This window comes from Streptomyces caeni, from assembly GCF_042678285.1.
Classification (GTDB): domain Bacteria; phylum Actinomycetota; class Actinomycetes; order Streptomycetales; family Streptomycetaceae; genus Streptomyces; species Streptomyces caeni.
The window spans coordinates 1-3256 of the sequence record NZ_JBHUDX010000147.1; the positions used below are offsets into that span (position 1 = coordinate 1).

General features: G+C 71.5%; 3 protein-coding genes and 1 pseudogene. All 4 read right to left on the reverse strand.

Going from position 1 to position 3256, the window contains the following annotated elements; translation table 11 throughout:
- Positions 1–32: 32 nt before the first annotated feature.
- Positions 33–1298, reverse strand: a complete 1266-nt coding sequence (locus ACFSL4_RS36660) for an aminotransferase-like domain-containing protein (protein ID WP_381092426.1) — start codon at positions 1296–1298, stop codon at positions 33–35.
- 216 nt (positions 1299–1514) lie between these two features.
- Complete coding sequence (locus tag ACFSL4_RS36665) at positions 1515–2018, reverse strand: tetratricopeptide repeat protein (protein ID WP_381092428.1); 504 nt, start codon at positions 2016–2018, stop codon at positions 1515–1517.
- Between the two features lie 386 nt (positions 2019–2404).
- The gene (locus tag ACFSL4_RS36670) at positions 2405–2737 is read right to left on the reverse strand and encodes a hypothetical protein (RefSeq protein ID WP_381092429.1); all 333 of its coding nucleotides are present in this window, start codon (positions 2735–2737) and stop codon (positions 2405–2407) included.
- Between the two features lie 20 nt (positions 2738–2757).
- A pseudogene (tpg, locus tag ACFSL4_RS36675) lies at positions 2758–3198 on the reverse strand (telomere-protecting terminal protein Tpg); the annotation flags it as partial.
- Between the last annotated feature and the right edge of the window lie 58 nt (positions 3199–3256).

The following is a 3256-nucleotide window of genomic DNA, read 5'->3' on the forward strand; positions in this document are numbered from 1 at the left end:
TGCCACACGTTCCAGCGACAACAAACGCGGCACTACGTCACATACCGCCCTCTCAGAAAAACTGGGCGACGACACGGCAGATGGTGCTCCAGCGCGGTGACGAGTGCCTGGCGCCTGCGCCGCACCTGGTCGACCCGGTCGGCCAGCCAGCCGTCCCCGCGATCCAGCAGCGACAGGGCGAGCAGTTGGTCCAGCACGGAGCCCGAGACGTCCACCGTCGCCCGCAGCTCGGCCAGTTCGGCAACGAGCCGCGGTGAGGCGCGCAGCCAGCCGACCCGCAGCCCGCCCCAGTAGCACTTGCTGAGCGAGCCGACGGAGATGACGTGGTCCGCCCCGCCGCCGGCCCCGTACGCGGCGAACGGCGGCGGCGGCCCGGTGTCCAGAGCCATGTCGGCGAGTGTCTCGTCGACGACGAGCCAGGTGCCGGGCCGGCGGGTGGCGCAGAGCACCTCGGCACACTGGTCGGGCGGCATCAGACTGCCGGTGGGATTGTGGAAGGCAGGGATGAGATACGCCAGTCGCGGCACGCTCTGGCGCAGGGCGGAGGTGAGTACCTCGCCGTCCCAGCCGTCCTCGGTGACCGGCACCGGAACGGGGCGCAGATGGGCGCGCCGGATCGCGTCGAGTGCGTTCGGGTACGACGGGCTCTCCACGAGCACCCGATCACCGGGGCCGCACAGCAGCGACACTGTGAGGCTCAGAGCCTGCTGCGCGCCCGCGGTGATGAGGATCTGCTCCCGGTCCGTGGGCAGGCCGCGGGCTGTGTAGCGGGCGGCGACGGCACTCCGCAGCTCGGGCAGCCCGTAAAGGTGGTAGCCGGGGGTGCGGGCGCGGTGCGGTAGCCGCAGGGCCGCCTCGGCGAGATCCAGGGCGAGCACGTCCTGGGGCATCGACAGCGCGGCCGTGGCGAGGTCGACGACGCTCTCCGGCGGCGGCAGCAGCGCGGCACCGCCCGGGGGGCGAAGCGGCGCGGCGTCCGGCTCCGATTCCTCTGCGGGAAGCGCCCCTTCGGGCAGCGCGGTCCAGGTGCCGGATCCGCGCCGGCTGCGGGCGTACCCGCTCTTGCGCAGCAGTTCGTAGGCGGCGCTGATGGTGGTGCGGCTCAGCGCGAGTGCGGGGGCCAGCTCCCGTTCCGCGGGCAGCCGGGCGTCGACGGCGATCTGGCCGTCGAGGATGAGCGTGCGGACGGCCCCTGCAAGATGCCGGTAGGCGGGGCGTCCGGTCATCATGTCCGCCAGCAGCTCCCCGAGCCGCCCGGCCGGAATCACCGCACCCCGCACCTGCTGCTTCTGCCCCATCCCCGCGGCCCCCTTCCCCGGCATCAGCACCCGGCATCAGCACCCGGCACTCAACCTACCGATTCCGCCGACTCGGCCGCCTTGCCGGGAAGTTGAACACCACGCGCGCGTACATGTTGGCCGCGGGGCAGGGTGGGAACGGCCCCGCCGCCGGTGGAGATGCCACGAGGGCGGGACCGAAGTCCCTGGAGGGCCGTGGAGCCTTAAGCCCGGCCCTCAGGCCGTCGGCTCCTCGCCGATCGCGATCTTCGCGTAGTTCGCGAGGGAGCGGTTGTAGCGCGGCAGGTGCTTGGAGAGCGCTCCCAGGGCCAGCGCGGCCGCCTCGCGTTCCCGGCCGGCGTCGATCAGCGCGAGCGCCAGGAAGGCGGAGACCGCATCGTCAAGGTGGTCGGAACCATTGTCCCGCTCCGCGGTAAGCAGTTCGATGCTCGCCCCGGCGTCCCCGAGCGCGCGCAGCGTACTCGCCATCTGGATCACGGCCCGCCGCCTGCGCTCGCCGGTCAGCCCGGCCTCCAGCGCCTTCCGGTAGAGCGGTACGGCCGCCTCGCCCTCGCCGGTTGAGTCGTTCGCCGACGCACGCTCGAAGTACGCGACCGGGTGGCCCTCGGGGAGTTCGTCGGCCAGCGCCCCGATCTTCGCGCGGAAGTCGGCGGGGTCGAAGCCGCCGATGGCGGCCCACAGGTCGGCGGAGCGCTGCTCCCATGCTGGTGTGGTGGTCATCGCCATAGCTTCACAGAGAAGTCCGATGTCCACCAAGACTGTTCGAGTACACCCAGTCACGCCTGAAGCTGAAGAGACTCCCCCAAAGTGGCCAGGGTGTCGGACGACTGTCTGTATGAGTACGAAGGTGGGGGTCTGGTCTGCCGGCGACGGCTCACAGCGCTGCATCACCTGCACGGTTCACCGCGCAATGACCACCTGCTCCCCCAGCAGCGGCCGCGTCTGGCGATCGCCGCCATCATCATCCACCCGCCACAACCACGCTGATGGAGCCGCTCGGGCTCACCCGTCGTGGCGGGTGAGCCCGAGGACGAGGGGAGCCTCGCCCAGCGGACCGTCAGCGATCCCAAACCAGTGTGCCGACAGGATCGTGCGCAAGGCCGGGTTCACGGCGCCCTGCTGGGCATCGCCCAGCCCCACGGGCAGGTAGCGGGCAGCCGCCGGTCCTGCTGCCACACCGCCCTCAGCGTGCGGTGGCCCTCCGGTACCAGGGCCACGCCCCTCTCCTCCCCGTCCGCGGCCGCCTCGATGTCGTACGGCGGCAGGCCGGCCGGCAGCACGGCCTCGAGCACCGCCCACGCCAGTTCTTCCTGCCGTCCGGTGAGCGTCTCACCGCCCGGCACCGCGAGGGCGGCGAAGCAGCACGCCGGCGTGTCCGGCAGTCCCCGCCGCGTGGATCCATGACCGCCTTCCCGGGTACAGCCACCATGCTTCGGCACACAGACAGCGCATGACCTTCTCAGAAGGAAACGCCGAAATAGCCGATGTCGGTGAAGACCACCACGAGGCCCGCAGCGCGCCGTCCGCCGTCCCTGAAGTACACCTCCTGCAGCCCTCCGGCGACGATGTCACGCATCTGCTGGTCACTGGCACCCCGTCGCTGGGCGTCGAACATGCGGCGGGCGTAGGCCGGGGGGAGGTGGACGCTCAGCCGCCGCACCCGGCCGTCGTCGGTGGTGCCGATCGGCGCGGTGCAGCCGAAGCGGGCCCTCGTTTCAACGGTGATCCCGCTGCTGATGGCGGCCTGCTTGCGGCGGCGCCCTCGGATCCGGGGCTGCCAGCGGGCCCGTACCGCGGCGTCGATCCGGTCGGCGATGTCCTCAGACGGGTGTTCACGCTCCCCGGTACGGTAGCGCTCCACAGACCACTGGCTGACACCGATCTCCACCCCGACCGCCTTAGGTCCTGTCTGGAGTTCGGATCAGGAGTTTGGTAGATCGCCTGCGCGCGGGGGCTTG

Coding starts and splice junctions, on each gene's coding strand:
- ACFSL4_RS36660 (WP_381092426.1), bottom strand. CDS start 1,298: ATGGGGCAGAAGCAGCAGGTGCGGGGTGCGGTGATTCCGGCCGGGCGG.
- ACFSL4_RS36665 (WP_381092428.1), bottom strand. CDS start 2,018: ATGACCACCACACCAGCATGGGAGCAGCGCTCCGCCGACCTGTGGGCC.